Annotated in this window: 12 protein-coding genes; 5 read left to right on the forward strand and 7 right to left on the reverse strand. The window is 38.9% G+C overall.

From position 1 onward, the window contains the following. The 4 genes from ACQ4KW_RS13640 to ACQ4KW_RS13655 all read left to right on the forward strand — a co-directional run bounded on the left by ACQ4KW_RS13640 (position 1) and on the right by ACQ4KW_RS13655 (position 5,169). Complete coding sequence (locus ACQ4KW_RS13640) at positions 1–444, forward strand: Lrp/AsnC family transcriptional regulator (protein WP_430883035.1); 444 nt, start codon at positions 1–3, stop codon at positions 442–444. 165 nt (positions 445–609) lie between these two features. Next, on the forward strand, positions 610–1,860 hold the full coding sequence (locus ACQ4KW_RS13645) for an ABC transporter substrate-binding protein (protein ID WP_430883036.1): 1,251 nt from the start codon (positions 610–612) through the stop codon (positions 1,858–1,860). Positions 1,861–1,894: 34 nt separating this feature from the next. Continuing rightward, positions 1,895–3,667, forward strand: coding sequence for an ATP-binding protein (locus ACQ4KW_RS13650; protein ID WP_430883037.1), 1,773 nt, complete (start codon positions 1,895–1,897; stop codon positions 3,665–3,667). 458 nt (positions 3,668–4,125) lie between these two features. Continuing rightward, positions 4,126–5,169, forward strand: a complete 1,044-nt coding sequence (locus ACQ4KW_RS13655) for a threonine aldolase family protein (protein ID WP_430883038.1) — start codon at positions 4,126–4,128, stop codon at positions 5,167–5,169. Positions 5,170–5,520: 351 nt separating this feature from the next. On the opposite strand, the gene gdhA is transcribed toward ACQ4KW_RS13655, so the two are convergent. The 4 genes from gdhA to ACQ4KW_RS13675 form a co-directional block, all read right to left on the reverse strand. Further along, positions 5,521–6,855 (reverse strand): NADP-specific glutamate dehydrogenase, encoded by a 1,335-nt coding sequence (gene gdhA, locus ACQ4KW_RS13660; protein ID WP_430883039.1) that lies wholly within the window; start codon positions 6,853–6,855, stop codon positions 5,521–5,523. A gap of 296 nt (positions 6,856–7,151) precedes the next feature. Next, the gene (locus ACQ4KW_RS13665) at positions 7,152–11,369 is read right to left on the reverse strand and encodes an acyl-CoA dehydratase activase-related protein (RefSeq protein WP_430883040.1); all 4,218 of its coding nucleotides are present in this window, start codon (positions 11,367–11,369) and stop codon (positions 7,152–7,154) included. A 406-nt stretch (positions 11,370–11,775) separates the two neighbouring features. Further along, entirely contained in the window at positions 11,776–12,357 is a 582-nt protein-coding gene (locus tag ACQ4KW_RS13670) for a TetR/AcrR family transcriptional regulator (RefSeq protein WP_430883041.1), read from the reverse strand. A 116-nt stretch (positions 12,358–12,473) separates the two neighbouring features. Then, positions 12,474–13,391 (reverse strand): alpha/beta fold hydrolase, encoded by a 918-nt coding sequence (locus ACQ4KW_RS13675; protein WP_430883042.1) that lies wholly within the window; start codon positions 13,389–13,391, stop codon positions 12,474–12,476. 113 nt (positions 13,392–13,504) lie between these two features. Here ACQ4KW_RS13675 and plsY point away from each other — a divergent pair, with 113 nt between their 5' ends. Then, positions 13,505–14,128, forward strand: a complete 624-nt coding sequence (plsY, locus tag ACQ4KW_RS13680; RefSeq protein ID WP_430883043.1) for a glycerol-3-phosphate 1-O-acyltransferase PlsY — start codon at positions 13,505–13,507, stop codon at positions 14,126–14,128. 207 nt (positions 14,129–14,335) lie between these two features. Here plsY and ACQ4KW_RS13685 read toward each other — a convergent pair whose 3' ends face one another. The 3 genes from ACQ4KW_RS13685 to ACQ4KW_RS13695 all read right to left on the reverse strand — a co-directional run bounded on the left by ACQ4KW_RS13685 (position 14,336) and on the right by ACQ4KW_RS13695 (position 19,234). Then, positions 14,336–17,041, reverse strand: a complete 2,706-nt coding sequence (locus tag ACQ4KW_RS13685) for an EAL domain-containing protein (RefSeq protein WP_430883044.1) — start codon at positions 17,039–17,041, stop codon at positions 14,336–14,338. Positions 17,042–17,326: 285 nt separating this feature from the next. Continuing rightward, complete coding sequence (locus ACQ4KW_RS13690; protein WP_430883045.1) at positions 17,327–18,268, reverse strand: hypothetical protein; 942 nt, start codon at positions 18,266–18,268, stop codon at positions 17,327–17,329. Between the two features lie 78 nt (positions 18,269–18,346). Continuing rightward, on the reverse strand, positions 18,347–19,234 hold the full coding sequence (locus ACQ4KW_RS13695; protein WP_430883046.1) for a lysostaphin resistance A-like protein: 888 nt from the start codon (positions 19,232–19,234) through the stop codon (positions 18,347–18,349). Positions 19,235–19,315 lie beyond the last annotated feature (81 nt).

Raw genomic sequence — 19,315 nt, forward strand, 5'->3', positions numbered from 1 at the left:
ATGGACATTACTGATGCAAAAATACTGGAGATTCTTCAAGAAGATGGCCGAATCTCTATGAAAGAGCTGGGTAAAAGAGTGGCATTGACTTCACCTGCCGTTTCAGAGCGTGTAAAAAGACTTGAAGAAAATGGCGTCATTACAGGGTATAAAGCCATTGTTAACCCCATTCTGCTTGGTCTTAATGTCTCGGTTATTATCCATGTTGGACTGAACGTATCTGCACATAAGGCTTTTCTAGCATTTGTCAATAAGCATCCTTCCATTGTTGAATGCCACCATGTGACTGGCAATGACTGTATGACTATACGCGCTATGGTCTCAGATACCCTTGAACTTGAAAAACTACTTGATGAAATTCAAGCCATTGGAAGCACCAAAACTGAAATCGTTTTATCCACTCCCCTGGAAAATAAGCCTATTCTACCTCAAAATGCTGAATAAATCAGCTTGGAAATGCCCTGCCACTCGTTTAGTCTTTGCCCTGTAGGGTATTTTCTAGACATAACTCGATTTGTCGGGCACTTCCCTTTAAGTATCCATTAAGGGAAAAAATACAAATCGACATGACAAAATCATAGAAGACTATGAGGCGGGAGTGATATAAAAATGATGAAAAATAAGGGATTAATGGTTGTAGTAGCACTGATCATTGTTGGACTGCTTGTCAATTTTGCATATATAATGAATCAGAAGATTGAGCTAACCCTCTACTTCCATCCTGATAAGCTCGGATTTGTTTCCAAGTCCATTGAAGAATTTGAACAGCTCAATCCCAAAATTAGGGTTAAGCTCATTGAACTTCCTGATGACACCAATGCCAAATATGAAGTTCTTAATAATGCATTGGCCCTCGAGGATGGATCCATAGATATCATTGATACAGATGTTATTTGGCCAGCGATTTTCGTAGATGCTGGTTGGGTTGAACCCCTTGATGGCTATTTTACGGAAGAAGAGCTTTCCAGCCTTCTAGAAAGTGCCGTTGATGCAGGCACCATTAACAATGAACTCTATGCTATTCCATATAGAATTGATTCTGGGATGCTTTTTTACCGGTCTGATTTACTTGAAAAGTACGGCCGTCCCGTACCTAAAACTTGGGATGATCTCATTCAGACATCTAAGATCATTATGAATGGCGAAACGAACATGTATGGTCTTGCCGGCTCATGGTATGAATACGAAGGCTTAACATGCAACTATCTTGAATATCTTTGGAGCAATAATGGTGCAGTCTTCAAAAATGGCCAAGACCTTGCTCTTAATACAAGTGAGGCCAAAGAGGCTCTGAATATGATGGTCGACATGATTTATGCCCATGGCATCGTGCCCCCTGATGTAACGACATACACCAGTGGTGATGTCAGAAAACAATTCTTAGATGAAAATCTGATTTTCATGCGTGATTGGCCAGCCGGATGGCGAAAACTAAACGAAGATTCATCTTCTGTCAAGGGCAAGGTTCAAGTGGCTCCACTTCCATCCTTCACTGCAAATGGCTCAAGTCATGGCACATTTGGCGGTTGGATGTTTATGATTTCTAAGCATTCTGAGCACAAGGAAGAAGCGGCTGAGTTCATTAAATTTATGATTAGTGAAGAAAAAGAAAAAGAGATGGTTTTAACACACAATTATCTACCTATTCTTAAAAGTCTTTACTCTGATCCTGATATTATTGAACAGATGCCTTTTATAGATAATATGTTGCCATACTTCAATAGTGCAAAACCAAGACCACGTGTTGCATATTATGATAAAATATCTTATATTCTTCAAAACGAAGTCACCAAGGCCTTGACTGGGCAAATAACGCCTGAAGAAGCCTCTGAAAATATGCAAGAGCGCATTACAGAATAAGCTGCACAACGACACAATAATGGAGGTTATGCGTATGAGTCGCATAATTAGATTGAGTATACTTCTCATTTTACTGATTATCATGACAACTCCATATGGCTTTGCTGAACCAGCAACATTAACAGTCATAGGACATAACAACGACTATCCCTTTGTCTTTTTTGATGTTGATGGCAGACCAGCCGGCTATGCTATAGACTTTGTAAAAGCTTTTGCCAAAGATGAGGGATACACGCTAAACATTGAGCTCTACCCACCGGATCAGGCCTTAGATCAGTTTAAAGACCACGGTGATTTATTCTATGACGGCTCTTTTTACAAGTCCATTCACGGAGACAAGTCTCTCCCCCTATTTGTACAGGAGTACTACTTGTATGCAATGAGAAGCCAGGCTAGGGACATTCACCCTGATGATCTACACAGTTTTTATGAAGCCTCTACTAAGTTTAGTGGCAACACAATCGGTATCAAACAGGGACAAGAAATTGATGACTATATTTCTTCCCTCACGCCGGTTGAAAACATACTTGATTACGAAACAATCTCGGATGTGTTTGATGCCCTGAAGGCTGAGGAAATCGATATTGCAATCCTCCCCTTCCATCAAGCCAACTCCGTTCTTGACCACTATGAAATGGAAGGTATAGAGTTTGTTGACCAGAAACTTTATTTTAAGAATACAGGGTACTGGGCAAATAGCGATACTTTGCTTCATAAGCTCGATTCTTATATTCTAACTCAAAAAAAATCTGGATATATTACCAAACTCAACAACAAATGGCTCTCTGATTTTGATATTGGTAGCCGTGAAGATTTCTATCTCAAGCTTTTTAATATAATACTTGGACTTTCTATTGCTGTTATACTCTTCCTCATTTATAGAGGAAACACCCTGCAGTCCAAGGTTAACTCCAGAACCAAGCAGCTCCGAGAAAAACTTGATGAGAACAGACAATTATATGATGAAATTATTAGACATGAGAAGTTTAAAAACGACTACTTCATAAATCTATCTCATGAACTTAGAACACCCCTAAACGTTATTTTAGGCGCTATACAGCTAAATGAGCTCTACATTAGCAAGCAAAACTACGACAAGCTTCTTGAGAATGCTGGCAACTTCACAAACATTATCAAGAGCAACAGCTACAGACTCTTGCGCGTGGTCAATAACCTTATAGACATCACTAAGATGGATGCGGATAAATACTCACTCAATATAGACCTTGTTGACATTGTCTATTTGGTTGAAGAACTTACGCTGGCTATCCAGCCCTACGCGGATAAGAAGCAAATTCGCATACTCATCAATACAGAAATTGACGAGGCTGTGGTTGAATGTGATCCGTTTGAGATTGAGAGAGTCATCATGAACCTCTTGTCAAACGCCATCAAATTCTCCCAGAAATCGGACGAAGTCAAAGTTAAAATTCACTATGATGATTCCGGTGACAATATATTTGTATCTGTATTAGATCATGGCATTGGCATCAGCGAAGAAAACCAAAGTAAAATTTTTGACAGATTTGCTCAAGTGGATACCACACTTAATCGTAACCACGAAGGCAACGGAATAGGCTTGTCTCTGGTTAAAAATATTATTGATTTGCATGGAGGAACACTGGTTCTAGACAGTGAGGTTGGAAAGGGTTCAAAGTTTACCTTCTCACTTCCCGTTAAAACAAGCTATATCGGATTTGATGCCAAGGACTACTCTGCTTCTCAAAGACAACATGATAGACAACATGCCATTAGTCTTGAGTTTTCTGAACTCCAACAAGAATATGGCGATGATTCTGTCAACTAGATGAGAACTCCTAGGAAACCTCGAAAGACAAGATGCGGATAAAAACCGCTTAATGAGCGTATTGGAATACGTGATTTAAGCGGTTTTTTATTGTAACGCAGTCTTTCGAAGTTTTCCTATAAGCTTAACACTCCTAATGGGAGTGTTTTCTTATTCTTAGGCCCATATCCGTCTCAATCAAGTCCGTTTGAGAAACAAATGCAAACAGTAAAATTAGTTGAACTTTCAAGTGTTGTATTATATTATTGTTTTATAGATTCAGGCGCTTGCAAAACCACATAACCACATCCATGCCAACCATATAGAATTTATGATTCTTAAATATCTATATGGTTGGCATGGGTTCCCAAATGATATTTTGCAAGTTGCTCTGATTAGATAAAAGAAGTGGACTTATAGACTAGAGATTTGATCCACTAGAAAATTACTGGTGATTTGAATTATTAGGAGGTCTTGTTATGAAATACAGTTTTAAAAATGATTATAGTGAGGGTGCGCATCCAAGAATACTTGATGCCTTGGTTGAAAATAACCTTCATCAGGAGCCTGGTTACGGGCTAGATAGCTACAGTCTAAATACGGTGAAGTATATGAAAAAAGCCGTTGAAGATGACAAGGCGTGTGTTCATCTGATAAGTGGTGGCACACAAACTAACCTAATTGCAATACGTGCATTCCTAAGACCACACCAGGCATGTATAGCTGCTGAATCAGGCCACATTGCTGTTCATGAAGCAGGTGCAATTGAAGCCTCAGGTCATAAAATATGCACGGTAGCAACTAGAAATGGCAAGTTGACATGCGATCACATCCAATCAGTTTTGCAAGCCCATACTGATGAACATATGGTGTCCCCAAAGCTTGTCTATATTTCTAATCCAACAGAACTTGGCACAGTCTATACAAAGTATGAGATTAAAGACTTAAGAGCCTTTTGCCTAAAGAATGACTTGCTCCTCTATTGTGACGGAGCACGCCTTGGTACAGTTTTATGCCAACCTGAATATGGCTTAACCCTTAAAGACATGTATGAGTTGACAGATGCTTTCTTCATTGGCGGAACAAAAAATGGGGCTTTGCTTGGTGAGATTTTACTCATCCAAAATGATGAACTCAATCAAGGTATGCGTCACATTATAAAGCAAAGTGGCGGCATGCTCGCCAAGGGACGTCTGATAGGCATACAATTTGAAACCTTGTTTCGTGACCGACTATTCTATGAACTGTCTGAGCATGCCATGACTATGGCTAAAAAGTTATCTAGAGGATTTGAAGCACTGGGCTATGCCTTCCTTGTTGAACCACAAACGAATCAGATTTTTCCTATTTTAGAAAATGATCTTATTGCAGATCTTGAAAAATCTTATGATTTTTATGTGTGGGAAGAAGTGAATAAAACACATTCTGCTGTGCGCTTGGTTACCTCTTGGGCCACACAAGGCGAAGCCATTAAAACTCTTTTATCTACAGTGGAAGACTATAAAAAAAGCAAATCAAAGTAGCGCTTCCCATAACGTAGTGATGTCACAGCCTATTTAAGACCATCCTATTATAATATTATACAAGCTAAAAGGGACTGCCAATTGGCAGTCCCTTTTTTATGTTATATCATTTAAATCGTCAGATTACATATTAAAGTACAGTTACAGTAAGAAAAGTTACTCCAAATCAAAGATTTGTTTCACACGTTTCACGTGCAGTTAGGAGCACACGCTACACTTCGTTCCGGTGTAAGGAATGATACTCCAAATCAAAGATTTGTTTCACACGCTTCGCGTGCAGTTAGGAGCACACACTACACTTCGTTCCGGTGTAAGGAATGATACTCCAAATCAAAGATTTGGATCATTCCATTAGTAGTTGCCTTGAGCCACCATTGCTTCAGCTACCTTTAGGAAGCCTGCAATGTTTGCACCAGCAACTAGGTTGTAACCTAGACCATACTTTTCAGAAGCAGCTGCAGCATTTGTATGAATATCAATCATGATTTGCTTTAGCTTAGCATCAACTTCTTCGAAAGTCCACGAGTAACGCATTGAGTTCTGTGACATTTCTAGAGCTGAAGTTGCAACACCACCAGCATTTGCAGCTTTAGCAGGTGCAAGTAGAACTTTTTCTTCAAGAAGGTACTTGATTGCTTCGTTTGTTGTAGGCATGTTTGCGCCTTCACCAACCACTTTACAACCATTCGCTACAAGAAGCTTAGCGTCTTCTAGGTGAATATCATTTTGAGTTGCACAAGGTAGAGCGATGTCACACTTGATGCCCCAAACGCCACGACCTTCATGGTATTCAGCAGATGCATGCTCAGCAACATATTCTTTGATTCTCTTACGCTCAACTTCTTTAAGTCTCTTAACAGTGTCTAGCTTGATGCCATCAGCGTCATAGATATAACCTGAAGAATCAGACATTGCTACAACTTTTGCACCCAGCTCAGTGGCTTTCTTGCAAGCGTAGATAGCAACATTACCAGAACCAGAGATAACAACTGTCTTACCAGCCATCTCCATCTTGTTGTGCTTTAGCATTTCGTCTACGAAGTAAACCAGACCAAAACCAGTTGCTTCCGTACGAACTAAAGAACCACCATACTTAAGACCTTTACCAGTAAGAACGCCGTTTTCAAATGCGCCACGGATTCTTCTGTACTGGCCATACATGTAGCCAATTTCACGACCACCAACACCGATGTCACCAGCAGGTACATCAACATCTGGGCCAATATGTCTTTGAAGCTCAGTCATGAAAGACTGGCAGAAACGCATAACTTCCGCATCTGACTTGCCCTTTGGATTGAAGTCAGAACCACCTTTACCGCCACCGATTGGTAGACCAGTTAGTGAGTTCTTGAAGATTTGCTCGAAACCTAGGAACTTAACAATGCCAAGGTATACAGATGGGTGGAAACGAAGACCGCCCTTGTAAGGACCAATTGCTCCGTTGAACTGAACGCGGAAACCACGGTTCACTTGTAGTTTGCCAGCATCGTCTACCCAAGGTACACGGAAAATAATTTGACGCTCAGGCTCTGTCATTCTTTCAAGAATGTTTGCTTCAACAAATTCAGGGTGTTGAGCTAGTACAGGCTCTAGAGATTCAAATACTTCTTCAACTGCTTGTAGAAATTCAGGTTCACTTGAATTTCTAGCTTGAACGCGTTCAAATACTTCATTTACGTAAGACATTCACACGACTCCCTTTCTTATTAGGAAATTTACTTGTGGCAAGTCCATAAAAATAATATGTATGATTTTCAATATGAACTTGTCATTTTGATAAGAGTTACACAACAATATTTTAGCAAAAAGAATCGAGAAGTAAAACGTTTTCATCAAATTTTCTTAAAGTTTTTCTTTAAAAACGAATTTTCGGACTCTTCATACAATTCATACTATTGCGTCACTATCACGTTCCTGTTTTCACACAATCAAACAGGAGACCTTAGCAAATACTAAAGCCTCCATGATTATACCAGAAAATGCTATAAAGAATCAAATGCTGTTGAGAGCATCAATTTCAGTCTATTGATCTGATTCACCTCGCTGGCCCCTGGATCAAAATCAATTGGTGCAATATTGGCTTTGGGAAAAATCCTCTTAAGCGCCTTGATCATGCCCTTGCCAGTGATATGATTCGGCAGACAGGCAAATGGTTGAAGACAAGCAATATTATTCACATCAGACTCTAAAAGTTCCATCATTTCTGCTGTTAAAAACCAGCCCTCCCCTGTTTGATTACAAACAGAGAGCACCTCTGAAGCCTTGTCAGCCAGATGTTTAATGGCCTCAGGAGGCGTAAACCTCGAACTGTTTTTTAGTCGTAATTTCATTTCTTTTCTGTAGTGCTCAATATATCGTATGAGCAGGTTGCCCCCCACCATAGATTTATAAGTACCAGATAGTTCTTCATATTTGACCACTGAGTTATAACCACAATAGAGCATAAAATCTGCAAAGTCTGGAACCACAGCTTCACAGCCTTCAGACTCCAAATATTCAACCAAGTCGTTGTTGGCACCAGGATGGAACTTCACTAGAATTTCTCCAACAATTCCAACTTTAGGCTTGTCCACATCTTTCAGTGGCAAATTGTCAAAATCAGTGACAATTTGTCCAATAAGACTTTTGTATTCTTTGCGACTGGCGTCTTTTAAGGCTGATTTGCATCGATCCATCCATTTCTTATGAAGCGCATTTGCTGACCCAGCATCCGCTTCATATGGCCGAACCTTGTAAAGAAGCCTCATGAGTAAATCACCATAAATCATGGCCATGCTCAGTCTTTTTAGAGACTTAATATCCAAATTGAAACCTGGGTTTTTCTCAAGACCACCAGCATTAAGTGAGATAACCGGCACATGGTCGATTCCAGCGTCTTTAAGAGCTTTTCTGATAAAAGCAATATAATTGGTTGCCCGGCACCCTCCGCCTGTCTGAGACATAATTACAGCCGTTTTATGCGTGTCGTACTCTCCCGACAACAGGGCCTGCATGACTTGGCCCACAACAAGTATCGATGGGTAGCATGCATCGTTGTTCACATACTTAAGTCCCAGATCAATGGCTTGACGGTTCACATCTGGAAGCACCTTGAAGTTATAGCCTTGTAACTTAAAGGCCTCCTCGAACAATTCAAAGTGAATCGGTGACATTTGCGGTGACAATATAGTATAGTCGTTTTTCATGCTCTTTTCAAAAACCAGCCTGTCTTGCATTTTGTCAGGCAGAGGTAATAATTGAGTGTCTTCACGTTCATTCATTACCGCTATAAGTGATCTCAGTCTTATACGGACAGCTCCCAAGTTATTTATTTCATCTATCTTCAGTAACGTATAGAGTTTTCCAGTGCTTGCAAGAATCTCTTGCACTTGGTCTGTGGTTACAGCATCCAGTCCGCATCCAAAAGAGTTTAGCTGGACGAGTTCCAGGTCTTTTTTCGTCGCCACATAAGCCGCTGCATTATACAACCTTGTATGGAACATCCACTGGTCAACAACCCTCAAAGGTCTTGGTACCTCTTTTAGATGTGCTACCGAATCCTCACTGAGCACCGCTATGTTATAGTTGCTGATTAGCTGGGGGATACCATGGTTTATTTCAGGGTCCACATGATAAGGCCGACCTGATAAAACAATGCCCTTGGCACCATTTTTCTCAATCCAATGCATTATCTCCTCACCCTTCTTGCGCACATCCGCCTTGTATAACGCAAGAGCCTTGTAGGCTGAATCAACCGCTTTTTTGTGGTCTTTTCTTTCAAGCCCTTCTTGTTTGAATAAGTCATATAGTTTGGATTCCATTCTCTTAGGCATATCCAGCGGTAAGAATGGTTTCATAAAATTCACAGGACTCTTTTCCACAGATTCCATATTGGCATGGATGGTTTCTGGATAACTGGTCACAATAGGACATGCAAAATTATTGTTGGATGCCTTTGATTCCTTAATGTCATAAGGAATGCAGGGATAAAATATAAAATCTGGTTTTTTATGAAGTAAATTTTCTATATGACCATGCGCCAGTTTTGCAGGATAACATGCCGATTCTGATGGTATACTGTCCATACCTTTCGTGTATATCTCTTTAGACGATTCATCAGATAGAACAACCTTGTAGCCTAAATTTGTAAAGTATGTGTGCCAAAATGGATAATGCTCATACATGTTCAGCACTCGTGGAATCCCTACAGTTCCTCTATAGGCCTCTTGTTCATTTAATGAAGTGTAGTCAAACACACGTTTATACTTGAAGTCATAAATATTTGGTGTGTTTGAAACCTTGATCTTTTCTCCAGATCCCCTCTCACACCTATTGCCTGATATAAATCTATTTCCATTTGAAAACTTATTAATGGTTAATAAGCATCTGTTCTCACAAAGACCACAACGCTGACTGGATATATCCACTTTAAAACCATCCAGCATATCGCTTGTCAAAATGGTTGAAACTTCATCTTCCATATGGTTGTCTTTAGCGATTAGAGCAGCGCCAAAAGCACCCATAGCACCTGCTATATCTGGTCTGACAACATCTCTACCCGTTATTTTTTCAAAACTGCGAAGAACCGCATCATTATAAAACGTACCACCTTGTACGACTATTTTTGATCCCAGTTCTTCTATTTTTCTAAGGCGTATAACCTTATAAAGGGCGTTCTTAATAACTGAGTAGGAAATTCCAGCTGAAATATCACCCACACCAGCACCATCTTTTTGTGCCTGCTTGACTTTTGAGTTCATGAAAACAGTACACCTTGTACCTAAGTCCACTGGTTCAGAGGCAAATAGTGCCGTTTGGGCAAAAGAAGCCACATCATACTCCATAGATTTTGCAAAAGTCTCAATAAAGGACCCACAACCTGATGAACAGGCCTCATTGAGCATAATACTCTCTATATAGCCTTTTCTAATTTTCAGGCTTTTCATGTCCTGTCCGCCAATATCAAGAACAAAATCTACTCCGGGCTGAAAAAACTCCGCAGCCTTATAATGGGCCACTGTCTCAATTTCACCATAATCAATTCTCAGTGCCGACTTCAAAAGATGTTCCCCATAACCAGTCACTGCCGCCTTGGAGATTCTAAGCCCCTTTGGCATTTCTTTATACAGTTTTTTTAAGGCCTTAATAACCGACTGAAGCGGACTGCCTTCATTGGACCCATAATGTGAAAACAATAGTCTTCCCTGTTCATCAATCAAAGCCATTTTCGTCGTGGTAGACCCTGCATCAATGCCAAGATAACAATTGCCTTGGTGGGCTTTTAGATCCGCCTTTGCCACTTCATGTGCCTTATGCCGCTCAATAAAATCCGCATAGGCTTCTTCACTTTCAAACAAAGGGTCTAAATGTTCCACTTTTGTGGCTCTTTTTTGACTTATATTATTCAACTTGGACTTTAGACCTGTCCACCTCATAGGCTTACTGTTTAAACTTTCAAGAGTTGCCCCAATGGCCACAGCATACTGGGCATTGTCAGGAAATACAAAATCTTTTTTATCCAGCCCAAGCGTATCAATGAAGCGTTCTCTAAGCTCAGATAAAAAATACAAGGGACCACCTAAAAAAGCCACTTTGCCACGTATGGGTTTACCACATGCCAGTCCACTAATGGTCTGATTTACAACAGCTTGAAAAACAGACGCAGCAATATCTTCTTTTGGGGTGCCCTCGTTTAATAAGGGTTGGATATCTGATTTTGCAAAAACCCCACATCTTGATGCGATGGGATAAATGACGTTGTGAGCCTTGGCTAGCTCATTAAGACCCGCTGCATCTGTGCTTAACAAACTTGCCATCTGGTCTATAAACGCTCCAGTCCCCCCTGCACACACGCCATTCATTCTTTGCTCAAGTGCATGTCCAAAGTATGTTATTTTTGCATCCTCACCACCAAGTTCGATGGCAACATCAACATCACTATGATGTTTACGAATCATTGATGAGCTCGCAACGACTTCTTGAACAAAGTGCAAATCAAGCACTTCTGCAAGCATCAATCCACCTGATCCTGTTACTCCGAGTGTAAAATTAGTGTTCATTAAATGCTTTTCTAAAGACTTAAATAGTTCCAAGGCTGCGCTTTTCACATCTGAAAAATGACGCTTGTATGTCGAAAATAGTATTGTCCCTTTTTCATCCATTACAACGGCTTTTACCGTCGTTGATCCAACATCAATTCCGGCGTGTCTCAAATATTCCATTTACAATACACCTCTTTGTATCGCTTCATAGTCAGTAATTACTTCTAAATGAACGACCTGTAAAACATGACTTTAACGTCATCCCTAAAATCTGGATTGATCTCTATAAACCAAAGCCCTCAAATGAGTATATGGGCGGTCAAAATCCGTCAACCATAAACGCCTATGAGAAAAATCATAGTCTGCACTTAATCCACCCTTAAATTATTATTACGCCTTATAAAAGCACTCATTATATATACCAAATTCGCCATTATTTATGCATGTTTTTTAAAGAAATTACCAATTTGAAATATGCAAGGGGACACAGTTAGTACTCACTACCATACGAGGTGTTGTAAAACGCCGTTTTCACGGCGCTTTTTTTCGATCTTTAAATTAGACACACTTATGTATCCCTGTATTTTCAGCTTATAGAAATGCTTTTGGCAAACATCTTTATACTATACTCAATACCTTCTTGTGCATTAATATCTGTTATTGTTCCATGGCATACAGTTTCTCTAAAAAAATGCCCCAATATGCTACTAATAAAGGCTACAGCGATCAGTTCAGGATTCTCATCTTTAATTTCACCTTTTTTCCTTAACTGATCAAGGTACTTTATCATTTGATTCTTAAACAGGCGCGGTGCCTTTGTCAGAGGGGGTCTCTCCTGTGAATCTTGTGACTGAGACCTAATTTCCATCATAATGAGTGATTTATTCATATTCAAAACATCAAGATAAACATGCCCTATTCTAAGCAAGTCTTTTTCTAAATCCCCCTTTAATCCTGTTTGAAACAAAGATTCAAAATTGGGTTGATACAGGTATGTATCATAGGCATCTTGAAACAAGTTGGTCTTTGAACCAAAGTGTCTAAACAATGTCATTTCGCTTACACCAGCCACCTCAGCTATTTTCTTTGTCGTTACACCGTCATAACCCTCTTGAGAAAAAAGATCAATGGCCGCTTCACAAAGCTTTTGCCTGGTCGGTTTTGACATAATCCCTCCTTTTGTCAGCAGTGCTGACATCATGTCACATGAATCCACACTTGTTTGTGAGCGCACTCACATCTCTATATCTAATATAAATTTATAGTCTGTTTTTACATTTCTTCTTAAACGCGTTCTAATATCCAGTTTCTTATATCCTCAAATACAATCATTCTGTTCATTTCATTGAGAATTTCATGGCGTCCCTGCGGATACAATTTCATGTCCACATTTTTCAGGCCATTTTGCTTGTAAACATCATACAGCTTTTTAACACCTTTCCCCTTGTTTCCAACGGGATCTTTGTCCCCTGAAGCAATAAGTATTGGCATTTCTGCTGGAATATTCTCAAGCCCACTTGTTTTCATCACCCGGCTAACGCCAGTAATCAAGTCACGGTAAAAACTTGACGTACATAAGAATCCACAGTATGGATCATCTATGTAATTTCTAACCATTTCATGGTCTCTTGTAAGCCAGTCAAAGGATGTTCTACTGTCCTTGACACTATTGTTGTAACCGCTAAAAAGAACCATATCCATAAATTTGGATCTGCTTTTCTCATCTGTGACAGCATTCACCACCGACGCCAAAACTTGTGCTGTTTTGACTGTTACAGTATTCTGCCAGCCACTGCCTATGATAATAGCGCCATCATAATCCATGGCATTCTTTCTCAAGACATTTCGAACCGCAAACGACCCCATACTATGGCCGAGAATAAATAATGGAACAGCTGGCATTTCACCTTTTATCATTTTTGTAATGTCAGTAATGTCATCCACTAGCAAATCCCAGCCGCCTGATGATGCTAAGTAGCCCAGATCGTCCTTGGTTTTTGCAGTTTTTCCATGCCCTCGATGACTATGTCCATAGACTTCTATTCCCGCATCGGTTAAGTAGTTTGCAAAGCTGTCATATCTGTCTATATGCTCTGCCATTCCATGTGCTATTTGAACCACAGCTTTAACCTTTTTATCACTCGTCCAGTGCTTCCCTTGAAGCAAGAGACCATCTGCTGATGATAATTGAAACTCCTTCATTGCGAGACCCCCATTTATTAACTTAACTATTCTAATTGTATCATTTTCCAATTTATTAGTATAGTTATTGAACCACAACTTGTGTTAAAATAGGTTTGTATGGGAGGTATGACATGTTAGATACAAAGATATTCCTACTGATCGGTATCGGTTACTTGCTGGGAAGTATCCCTTTTTCATTTCTTGTAAGCAAATGGATGGGCAACATCGATATTAGAGAGTATGGAAGCGGCAACACTGGAGCGACGAATGTTATTCGTACGCTTGGAAAGAAAGCCGGTGCTGTAGCATTCTTGGGAGACTTCTCAAAAGGCTTGGCGTCTGCACTTATTGGTCACCACTTTATGGGACAAGACGGCGCTGTAATTTGTGGTGCATTTGCTGTTATCGGCCATTGTTATCCTGTTACACTGGGATTCAAAGGCGGTAAGGGTGTCGCAGCCACAGCGGGTATGATTGTAGGAACAAACCCTGTTCTTGCTCTTATTTTAATCGTTTTTCAGTTTGCAGTTATTAAATTATCAGGCTTTATGTCTATGGGGTCAATTCTATCTGCAGCTGCATTCCCTGTCTTTAGTTATTTTATGGGAATGTCTTTACAGTTTGTTGGCTGGGCAGCCTTTCTTGGGGCATTTGTCATTTACAGACATAGAAGCAACCTTGTTCGACTTTTAAAGGGCGAAGAAAGCAAATTCACCTTTAGCAGTCAGCCCAGTGTAAAAAAGCCCAACAAATAGAAAGACACAGGAACTAAAAGTAGAATTATATGCATTTCAAATGTATTCAAGTATAAGTAATCACTTGTAAAATACAAATTGAAGTTTGTCTTCAACCCCAATTTTACAAGACTCTTAAGTGAAACACTAAGTGAATTTTATTAATTAAAACTAAGAAATTAAACGATAAAAACCGTCTGGTGTCTATAACCAGACGGTTTTTATCGTTTAGAGAAAATCTTTTAATTGTTTAATTCTAACCGGTTTACTAATATGGTACCCTTGAACTGTTTCACAGTTTAAATGCCTTATAAAATCCATTTGCTCTTCTGTTTCAACACCTTCAATAATCGTATCAATCCTCAATCGTTTGGTAATCTCAACAATGCCCTGAAGAATTGAACCATCATCCTCATGGGGATAATCCATAATAAACATCCTGTCAATTTTGAGTTTATTAATTTTGAGCTGTTTTAAATAGCTTAGAGATGAAAAACCTGTTCCAAAATCATCAATAGCTACAACAACACCTCGTTCATTCAAGAAATGAATCATGGAATTGGCGTCTGAAATATTCTCAAGAATTACACTTTCAGTAATTTCAATACACAAATTACTGAGTTCAAATTGACTTTGCCCAATTAGAAATAGTATTTCCGAAATGACCCGAACATCCATAAACTCCTGGCTGGTTAGATTCAATGATATTTTAAAATCCTTCTTGACTTGAATGTCATGCTCTTTAAATTCAGCTACGACTTGTTTGAGCATATATATACCCAGTCGTTTAATGGCTTGCTTTTTCTCCATCAATGGAATAAAAGTATCAGGTGGAATCTCACCAAACTGTTCACTCTTCCACCTAGCCAATACTTCAAGACCAACAATAGATCGATCCTTTACACTCTGCTGCACTTGGTAGACTGGGTAAACCTCATTGTTATCAAGACCATTTTCAACCGTGGATTGAATGGCAAGATCCCTATGCACAATATTAGAAATATCAGCACTGTATAAAACGTAAGGCACCTGCAAGACCTTGGTATTAGCAATAAGTGCTATAAGTGACTGATTCACCATTTCTGAAACAGACCCACTTGCATTTGGGTAAACAGCCATCCCGCAAGAATAATTTATTGTCATTTCGTTCAAATGACCGTAATTTAAGTTGGTTATTGATAAATCAATTCGCCTCCAAATTTCCTCAACATCACTGGTGTTGTTTTTCATATCAATAAGAATGAGAACCAATTCATTCATAGGTGCAAACATCATCATATCTTCATGCATAAATGACCTAAACTCCAGTGTTAAATTGTTTAAAAGTATAGTTTCGCCATAGTCTGGCAGCAGGTGTGTCATTCGTGAAAACTCGTGAATTCGCAGACTCACCGCCAACACGTTGTCATGCAAAGAAATAAAATCATTGATTTTTGCAGAAAGGGCATTTAAGTCATACTTTTCTGCGTAATTTGGCAAGTCACTGGCGAAATTTTCAATACTATCATCTGCAGTGTTGAGCTTGGATGACGAATAAATACCTATATAATAAGCAGGCTTACCATTTTTACCCTGAACGGTTCTTATGAGCAAGTGCTTATTTATATACAGGTCATCTTTGGTCTGTATCCAAACATTGCCCTCCCAAGCATTTCCTGCCTCATGACTGCCTAGATTCGCTGCTTGAAATAAATACGTTAAGGCTGACTTACCACGAAGAAATTCAAGATTATAGCCTATAATGTTTTCAAACACTTGGTTGCTAAACAATATATTTAGATGTTTGTCTGCAATCAAAATTCCATCGTGGGTGTAATCGGAAATATAAGACGATGCCCTAAGCATTAACTCATTCTCCTCTTTCACCTTCGTAAAGCCATAAATCATAATTGAGATAATTGCCGAAAAAACAATCACAATATATCTTAAAAATGGATAATGTATGAGCATGTGTTTATTGCCATTTAAAAGCATATTAAAGTCATACATACTCACCACTTTCCACCTATGTTCATTTGATCTGAAATACAGAGGCTGGTCAGGAAATTGTAATGTTGAAAAACTATAGTTCAAGTTATCATTTTGTATCGTTCCATAATTTTCTTCATAGATTTGGTTCACGATCGGATTTTGTTTGTAGGAAAACTCAAACTTCAAATTATCCGGATCGTATGAATCCTCTGAAGAAGTGCTAAGGGCTTTTATTGGCCAGTAATAGAAGTGATCCAGCATGCCAAGTTCATGTCCGTTCTTATCTATGGTAATATACGGTCTAAGTGATTCTAAGAAAATAAACCCATCGTAATTTATGACCAAAACACCAATAACACGACCCTCTTGATAGATAGGCATAGCGCATCTGAAGGTAGGTTCGAAAGGCTTTACAACCACTCCATTTTCAATATTTAAGTCAAACTCAGAAACATACATTTCCTCACTGGATAATTTGAGCGTTTCTGAGAAATAATATCGTTCAGATTTATTCTGAAGCTGGTCTTTCTCCACAACTTCTATTAAACGCTTTTTTATATTGACACGAATGCTTTCCATGCCGGTTTTGTCAATATATCGAATTTGGGTAAAACCATCCTTGCTTGATGCAATTCTGCTAAAGAGCATTTCAACTTCTGTCTTGTTTGTCTCATTTGGCTCTGCTATATAATTTGTAAACTCATCGGACCGCCGAATCACATTGATGTCATCATATATGGTCAGCAAACTACGCTTTATCACATTCATCATGACCTGAACCTGATTGACCTGTTGTGATACAGATTCATTTTTCAACTCTGTAAGTTGAGCGTTGAAAACCATCGAGTATAAGATGTTTATTGCCACTAATATAATGACAATAAAAAACACCGCTTTCTTATTCAGTGTTTTAATATACTTAAAATAATGCGTAACTTGAGAAACAGTATCAAAAAGGCGCATTAAATGCCTCGCTTTCATAGTCGATACACTTAAAATCATTATCTACCTTAAAAGTTCCCTAAGGAATTCTACATTATATACATACACTTTTATACCATTACCAAAACACAGCATTATTTCTATAAGGGTTATCTTTAGACGCTATGATTTCTGATCAAAAAAAGACACATCCCAAAGGGCTGTGTCTCCTAGACTGTCTTCGAAATCAATTCGATGACACTTGTTATACATTTTAAAAGTAATATCACCAGTAAACTCAGTGACAAACTTCTGTTTTAATTCAATTTAATAAATGAGCTGCATATCCAAATTATAAAGCACTGTATTTCGTTCTGAGTCAACCGCTTCTGTCAGCACATACTCTTCACTGTCCATAACTTGGAGGTAGTCTCTAAAATACTTAATAAATTCACTGCCTGTGTTCCCTAAATAGATATTAGAATAGCTGACTTTTAACCAGTCATCCAGTTCATTGTTAGAATGGTTAAAGGCGGGTGTGCCTTCCGTTCCATACAAATAAAGCTTTGTATAGTACTCATAGTTAAGCCATACTGTATCCCGCTTTTGCGAATCTGGAAAACGCGTTAAGAAACTTTCAAATTTTATAATTCTATCAAAGACTTCATCCCATGTGATTGGAAGCCTCTGATCTGCATCAAAAAGAAGTTCCTTTCTAAATTCCATGAGGTCTAAGTATGTCACCATTTCTTCTGATATATATTCTTTGAATCCATCATAGAAGGTATAGTCAATTTCGGGCAGGTACTTGCCATCCTTTACAACAAGTTTATACCCTGTTTTTTTCAAGTCTTCGATGTATATTCTAAGGCCAACATCTTTGACTGTAGATAGGTCTTCTGGCACACCACCTAATTTAAAATTATTAATACAAATGGCCTGGACTTCATCTTTCATCATAAATTGATGTCTATTTCTAAAAGTTGAATTTTGAACGCGTTCGTAACCAATGACCAACTCATCGGCATACTCAGTTGATACTTTTTTTATCTTAGATTTTATAAAATCATAGACTTCATCTTCTCTTGGTTCTTTTGCTAAAAGTCTATTGAAGTCTTCCATAATTTTTTCAGCTTCAGTGGGCTCTCTTTTTTCAACAACCTTTGCAGGTCTTGTTTCGTACTCCACCGCACCCACTTGTGCCTTGTCTGCCTGACAACCCGTAACGATCAGAGCAGATGTCACAAACAGTCCTAAAATTTTTTTCATGACATACCCTCCCTTTTGCCATTATAGTTGATTCCAGTCTTTTAATAGTAACAGGAAGGTGACAAGTTGTAGTTCTTTTTACCCAAAACTCGAAATGGCCATGGTTAGGAGTATACTAAATGATAAAAACAGCCCCACAAGTACAACCAGCGGCCAATTCATGATAGGTTCATAACTTATGAGTGTGGCATCGTGTATGTAGTGCTTCTTGTTTCTTCTGCCCATAGCATTAACAATTCTAAATGTGAGCAAGAAACTAATTGTACCAATCACAATGAATTTAACAATATCCACTGGTGTTTCAAGGGCAAAGAGCCAAAGTTCGAACTTGGAATACATGGACTCTGGAAAAGCCATAACATAAATACTTAAAAAGTTATTCACAAAGTGAATAATCATACCCGCGAAAATTGAGTTTGTATAGTAGACGCTTAAGGATAGGACCACACCAATAAAAAAAGTATAGACGAACTGGTTCAAGTTCATGTGAAAGAGACCGAACAAGAGACCGTTCATAATAATGACCGTATAAAGTGTTTGTCCCCTGTATGCGTCCATAACAACGCCTCGGAGCACCAATTCTTCAAATATTGATGGCATAATGGCAACGGTGATAATTAGGTACCAAAATGGCTGATTGGCTAAGTCAGAAAATAAGAATTCAAGTTGATTGCCAAAGATGATTTGAGCTATAGACGCCAGTAAATAGACAGCTGGCTGCATGACAAAGGCCACAAGCACCAAAATCAGTATATTCTTGAAAGAAATCGGATTTAAGCGCAGTGTCCGTACCACGCTTTTCTTAGTAACCACTAGATAGACAAGCACTGGTCCTCCCAAAAACAACATTTGTCTGAGTATGTCTTCAAACATTTTGGGAACAAAACCCTCTATAAATCCAGATGCCAGACTGGCCACGACCACTATGAGTAAAAATAAATGACCTTTGAAGATGTCTTTTTTCATGATGTCCTCCATATGCTGAAACTGTCATTTCCACAGCATTCTATACAATATTATACAGTATGTGTTTGTAAATTGATACTA

It is taken from the genome of Tianxiuia mixotrophica, from assembly GCF_050596425.1.
Classification (GTDB): domain Bacteria; phylum Bacillota; class Clostridia; order Peptostreptococcales; family Acidaminobacteraceae.

What these genes read in the sequence shown, in the direction of transcription:
- ACQ4KW_RS13640 (WP_430883035.1), top strand. Translation starts at nt 1, where the DNA reads ATGGACATTACTGATGCAAAAATACTGGAGATTCTTCAAGAAGATGGC.
- ACQ4KW_RS13645 (WP_430883036.1), top strand. Translation starts at nt 610, where the DNA reads ATGATGAAAAATAAGGGATTAATGGTTGTAGTAGCACTGATCATTGTT.
- ACQ4KW_RS13650 (WP_430883037.1), top strand. Translation starts at nt 1,895, where the DNA reads ATGAGTCGCATAATTAGATTGAGTATACTTCTCATTTTACTGATTATC.
- ACQ4KW_RS13655 (WP_430883038.1), top strand. Translation starts at nt 4,126, where the DNA reads ATGAAATACAGTTTTAAAAATGATTATAGTGAGGGTGCGCATCCAAGA.
- gdhA (WP_430883039.1), bottom strand. Translation starts at nt 6,855, where the DNA reads ATGTCTTACGTAAATGAAGTATTTGAACGCGTTCAAGCTAGAAATTCA.
- ACQ4KW_RS13665 (WP_430883040.1), bottom strand. Translation starts at nt 11,369, where the DNA reads ATGGAATATTTGAGACACGCCGGAATTGATGTTGGATCAACGACGGTA.
- ACQ4KW_RS13670 (WP_430883041.1), bottom strand. Translation starts at nt 12,357, where the DNA reads ATGTCAAAACCGACCAGGCAAAAGCTTTGTGAAGCGGCCATTGATCTT.
- ACQ4KW_RS13675 (WP_430883042.1), bottom strand. Translation starts at nt 13,391, where the DNA reads ATGAAGGAGTTTCAATTATCATCAGCAGATGGTCTCTTGCTTCAAGGG.
- plsY (WP_430883043.1), top strand. Translation starts at nt 13,505, where the DNA reads ATGTTAGATACAAAGATATTCCTACTGATCGGTATCGGTTACTTGCTG.
- ACQ4KW_RS13685 (WP_430883044.1), bottom strand. Translation starts at nt 17,041, where the DNA reads ATGCGCCTTTTTGATACTGTTTCTCAAGTTACGCATTATTTTAAGTAT.
- ACQ4KW_RS13690 (WP_430883045.1), bottom strand. Translation starts at nt 18,268, where the DNA reads ATGAAAAAAATTTTAGGACTGTTTGTGACATCTGCTCTGATCGTTACG.
- ACQ4KW_RS13695 (WP_430883046.1), bottom strand. Translation starts at nt 19,234, where the DNA reads ATGAAAAAAGACATCTTCAAAGGTCATTTATTTTTACTCATAGTGGTC.